The following is a 5,494-nucleotide window of genomic DNA, read 5'->3' on the forward strand; positions in this document are numbered from 1 at the left end:
CTCGCTTCAGCAAATTGGGTATGTGACAGCTTTCGGTGTTTTGTGAGATTCGAACTTTCGGTTCATTTCGTCTTCACACACCGCAATCTGATGCTTTTGCTTGTTTCCAAGTCAAGAGTAGTCAAATTGCTTGGGTGTTATATGGTCAAGCCTCACGGGCAATTAGTATTGGTTAGCTCAACGCCTCACAGCGCTTACACACCCAACCTATCAACGTCGTAGTCTTCGACGGCCCTTCAGGGAACTCAAGGTTCCAGTGAGATCTCATCTTGAGGCTAGTTTCCCGCTTAGATGCTTTCAGCGGTTATCTATTCCGAACATAGCTACCCGGCAATGCCACTGGCGTGACAACCGGAACACCAGAGGTTCGTCCACTCCGGTCCTCTCGTACTAGGAGCAGCCCCTCTCAAATCTCAAACGTCCACGGCAGATAGGGACCGAACTGTCTCACGACGTTCTAAACCCAGCTCGCGTACCACTTTAAATGGCGAACAGCCATACCCTTGGGACCGGCTTCAGCCCCAGGATGTGATGAGCCGACATCGAGGTGCCAAACACCGCCGTCGATATGAACTCTTGGGCGGTATCAGCCTGTTATCCCCGGAGTACCTTTTATCCGTTGAGCGATGGCCCTTCCATACAGAACCACCGGATCACTAAGACCTACTTTCGTACCTGCTCGACGTGTCTGTCTCGCAGTCAAGCGCGCTTTTGCCTTTATACTCTACGACCGATTTCCGACCGGTCTGAGCGCACCTTCGTACTCCTCCGTTACTCTTTAGGAGGAGACCGCCCCAGTCAAACTACCCACCATACACTGTCCTCGATCCGGATAACGGACCTGAGTTAGAACCTCAAAGTTGCCAGGGTGGTATTTCAAGGTTGGCTCCACGCGAACTGGCGTCCACGCTTCAAAGCCTCCCACCTATCCTACACAAGCAAATTCAAAGTCCAGTGCAAAGCTATAGTAAAGGTTCACGGGGTCTTTCCGTCTAGCCGCGGATACACTGCATCTTCACAGCGATTTCAATTTCACTGAGTCTCGGGTGGAGACAGCGCCGCCATCGTTACGCCATTCGTGCAGGTCGGAACTTACCCGACAAGGAATTTCGCTACCTTAGGACCGTTATAGTTACGGCCGCCGTTTACCGGGGCTTCGATCAAGAGCTTCGCGTTAGCTAACCCCATCAATTAACCTTCCGGCACCGGGCAGGCGTCACACCCTATACGTCCACTTTCGTGTTTGCAGAGTGCTGTGTTTTTAATAAACAGTCGCAGCGGCCTGGTATCTTCGACCGGCATGAGCTTACGGAGCAAGTCCTTCACCCTCACCGGCGCACCTTCTCCCGAAGTTACGGTGCCATTTTGCCTAGTTCCTTCACCCGAGTTCTCTCAAGCGCCTTGGTATTCTCTACCCAACCACCTGTGTCGGTTTGGGGTACGGTTCCTGGTTACCTGAAGCTTAGAAGCTTTTCTTGGAAGCATGGCATCAACCACTTCGTCATCTAAAAGATGACTCGTCATCAGCTCTCGGCCTTAGAATCCCGGATTTACCTAAGATTCCAGCCTACCACCTTAAACTTGGACAACCAACGCCAAGCTGGCCTAGCCTTCTCCGTCCCTCCATCGCAATAACCAGAAGTACAGGAATATTAACCTGTTTTCCATCGACTACGCTTTTCAGCCTCGCCTTAGGGACCGACTAACCCTGCGTCGATTAACGTTGCGCAGGAAACCTTGGTCTTTCGGCGTGGGTGTTTTTCACACCCATTGTCGTTACTCATGTCAGCATTCGCACTTCTGATACCTCCAGCAAGCTTCTCAACTCACCTTCACAGGCTTACAGAACGCTCCTCTACCGCATCACCCGAAGGTGATACCCGTAGCTTCGGTGTATGGTTTGAGCCCCGTTACATCTTCCGCGCAGGCCGACTCGACTAGTGAGCTATTACGCTTTCTTTAAAGGGTGGCTGCTTCTAAGCCAACCTCCTAGCTGTCTAAGCCTTCCCACATCGTTTCCCACTTAACCATAACTTTGGGACCTTAGCTGACGGTCTGGGTTGTTTCCCTTTTCACGACGGACGTTAGCACCCGCCGTGTGTCTCCCATGCTCGGCACTTGTAGGTATTCGGAGTTTGCATCGGTTTGGTAAGTCGGGATGACCCCCTAGCCGAAACAGTGCTCTACCCCCTACAGTGATACATGAGGCGCTACCTAAATAGCTTTCGAGGAGAACCAGCTATCTCCGAGCTTGATTAGCCTTTCACTCCGATCCACAGGTCATCCGCTAACTTTTCAACGGTAGTCGGTTCGGTCCTCCAGTTAGTGTTACCCAACCTTCAACCTGCCCATGGATAGATCGCCCGGTTTCGGGTCTATTCCCAGCGACTAGACGCCCTATTAAGACTCGCTTTCGCTACGCCTCCCCTATTCGGTTAAGCTCGCCACTGAAAATAAGTCGCTGACCCATTATACAAAAGGTACGCAGTCACCCAACAAAGTGGGCTCCCACTGCTTGTACGCATACGGTTTCAGGATCTATTTCACTCCCCTCTCCGGGGTTCTTTTCGCCTTTCCCTCACGGTACTAGTTCACTATCGGTCAGTCAGTAGTATTTAGCCTTGGAGGATGGTCCCCCCATATTCAGACAAAGTTTCTCGTGCTCCGTCCTACTCGATTTCATGACTAAGAGATTTTCGCGTACAGGGCTATCACCCACTATGGCCGCACTTTCCAGAGCGTTCCGCTAATCTCAAAGCCACTTAAGGGCTAGTCCCCGTTCGCTCGCCACTACTAAGGGAATCTCGGTTGATTTCTTTTCCTCAGGGTACTTAGATGTTTCAGTTCCCCTGGTTCGCCTCTTAAGCCTATGTATTCAGCTTAAGATAACCATCTTATGATGGCTGGGTTCCCCCATTCAGACATCTCCGGATCAAAGTCTGTTTGCCGACTCCCCGAAGCTTTTCGCAGGCTACCACGTCTTTCATCGCCTCTGACTGCCAAGGCATCCACCGTATGCGCTTCTTCACTTGACCATATAACCCCAAGCAATCTGGTTATACTGTGAAGACGACATTCGCCGAAAATTCGATAATACTCAATTTGAGTAACTCACAAATTTTACCTTAGCCTGATCCGTTACCAGTGAAAGTAACGTTCAGTCTATCTTTCTATCACATACCCAAATTTTTAAAGAACGAACTAGTCAAAGACTAGAAATCAACATTCACCATCGCATTGATGGAATGCTCATTTCTAAGCTTTATACAAACAGAAGCAGTAGTGGTGGAGCCAAGCGGGATCGAACCGCTGACCTCCTGCGTGCAAGGCAGGCGCTCTCCCAGCTGAGCTATGGCCCCGTATTTCTACAGGCGTTTCCCACACAAAATTGGTGGGTCTGGGCAGATTCGAACTGCCGACCTCACCCTTATCAGGGGTGCGCTCTAACCAACTGAGCTACAGACCCAATTTCGGGCTGCTTCTTTCGTCTTCTTCAATGAATCAAGCAATTCGTGTGGGAACTTATGGAGCAGCTGATGTCGTCGATTAAGGAGGTGATCCAGCCGCAGGTTCCCCTACGGCTACCTTGTTACGACTTCACCCCAGTCATGAATCACACCGTGGTAACCGTCCTCCCGAAGGTTAGACTAGCTACTTCTGGTGCAACCCACTCCCATGGTGTGACGGGCGGTGTGTACAAGGCCCGGGAACGTATTCACCGCGACATTCTGATTCGCGATTACTAGCGATTCCGACTTCACGCAGTCGAGTTGCAGACTGCGATCCGGACTACGATCGGTTTTGTGGGATTAGCTCCACCTCGCGGCTTGGCAACCCTCTGTACCGACCATTGTAGCACGTGTGTAGCCCAGGCCGTAAGGGCCATGATGACTTGACGTCATCCCCACCTTCCTCCGGTTTGTCACCGGCAGTCTCCTTAGAGTGCCCACCATTACGTGCTGGTAACTAAGGACAAGGGTTGCGCTCGTTACGGGACTTAACCCAACATCTCACGACACGAGCTGACGACAGCCATGCAGCACCTGTCTCAATGTTCCCGAAGGCACCAATCTATCTCTAGAAAGTTCATTGGATGTCAAGGCCTGGTAAGGTTCTTCGCGTTGCTTCGAATTAAACCACATGCTCCACCGCTTGTGCGGGCCCCCGTCAATTCATTTGAGTTTTAACCTTGCGGCCGTACTCCCCAGGCGGTCAACTTAATGCGTTAGCTGCGCCACTAAGAGCTCAAGGCTCCCAACGGCTAGTTGACATCGTTTACGGCGTGGACTACCAGGGTATCTAATCCTGTTTGCTCCCCACGCTTTCGCACCTCAGTGTCAGTATCAGTCCAGGTGGTCGCCTTCGCCACTGGTGTTCCTTCCTATATCTACGCATTTCACCGCTACACAGGAAATTCCACCACCCTCTACCATACTCTAGTCAGTCAGTTTTGAATGCAGTTCCCAGGTTGAGCCCGGGGATTTCACATCCAACTTAACTAACCACCTACGCGCGCTTTACGCCCAGTAATTCCGATTAACGCTTGCACCCTCTGTATTACCGCGGCTGCTGGCACAGAGTTAGCCGGTGCTTATTCTGTCGGTAACGTCAAAATTGCAGAGTATTAATCTACAACCCTTCCTCCCAACTTAAAGTGCTTTACAATCCGAAGACCTTCTTCACACACGCGGCATGGCTGGATCAGGCTTTCGCCCATTGTCCAATATTCCCCACTGCTGCCTCCCGTAGGAGTCTGGACCGTGTCTCAGTTCCAGTGTGACTGATCATCCTCTCAGACCAGTTACGGATCGTCGCCTTGGTGAGCCATTACCCCACCAACTAGCTAATCCGACCTAGGCTCATCTGATAGCGCAAGGCCCGAAGGTCCCCTGCTTTCTCCCGTAGGACGTATGCGGTATTAGCGTCCGTTTCCGAACGTTATCCCCCACTACCAGGCAGATTCCTAGGCATTACTCACCCGTCCGCCGCTCTCAAGAGAAGCAAGCTTCTCTCTACCGCTCGACTTGCATGTGTTAGGCCTGCCGCCAGCGTTCAATCTGAGCCATGATCAAACTCTTCAGTTCAAACATCTTTGGGTTTTTAAGAAACCCTAAACTTGGCTCAGCAATCGTTGGTTACATCTTTGATTTCTCGCGGAGTAACTTGTGATGCTGATAATCTTGTTGACTATCAGTCTGACTCCACAAGCACCCACACGAATTGCTTGATTCAGTTGTTAAAGAGCGGTTGGTTAAGATCTTTCATCTCAACCGAGGCGCGCATTCTACAGCAGCCTCATTTGCTGTCAAGTGATTATTTTCAGAAGTTTTCGAGGATTTCCTCAACAACTTCAACCACTTGCGCTTCCGATCTCTCGTTAGCGGGAGGCGAATTCTACAGCGTTACACGCTGCTGTCAACACCTCTTTTTCTCCGCTTTCGACCGAGAGGATCGAAACGTTAATAGAGCCAAACAACACTGCTCTACCAACTCC

The 5,494-nt window shown here is 51.0% G+C and carries 2 tRNA genes and 2 rRNA genes; all 4 read right to left on the reverse strand.

Annotated features, from left to right (window positions below):
- Positions 1-141 precede the first annotated feature (141 nt).
- Positions 142-3,035: ribosomal RNA gene (locus HBO24_RS29215) — 23S ribosomal RNA — on the reverse strand.
- 248 nt (positions 3,036-3,283) lie between these two features.
- Positions 3,284-3,359 (reverse strand) — tRNA-Ala (locus tag HBO24_RS29220).
- Between the two features lie 30 nt (positions 3,360-3,389).
- Positions 3,390-3,466, reverse strand: a tRNA-Ile gene (locus HBO24_RS29225).
- 81 nt (positions 3,467-3,547) lie between these two features.
- Positions 3,548-5,084 (reverse strand): 16S ribosomal RNA (locus HBO24_RS29230).
- Together the 16S and 23S rRNA genes with 2 tRNA genes alongside form the textbook arrangement of a ribosomal RNA operon.
- Positions 5,085-5,494: the final 410 nt, after the last annotated feature.

Origin of the sequence: Pseudomonas sp. WS 5410 (genome assembly GCF_012985645.1) — a bacterium.
GTDB lineage: Bacteria > Pseudomonadota > Gammaproteobacteria > Pseudomonadales > Pseudomonadaceae > Aquipseudomonas > Aquipseudomonas shahriarae.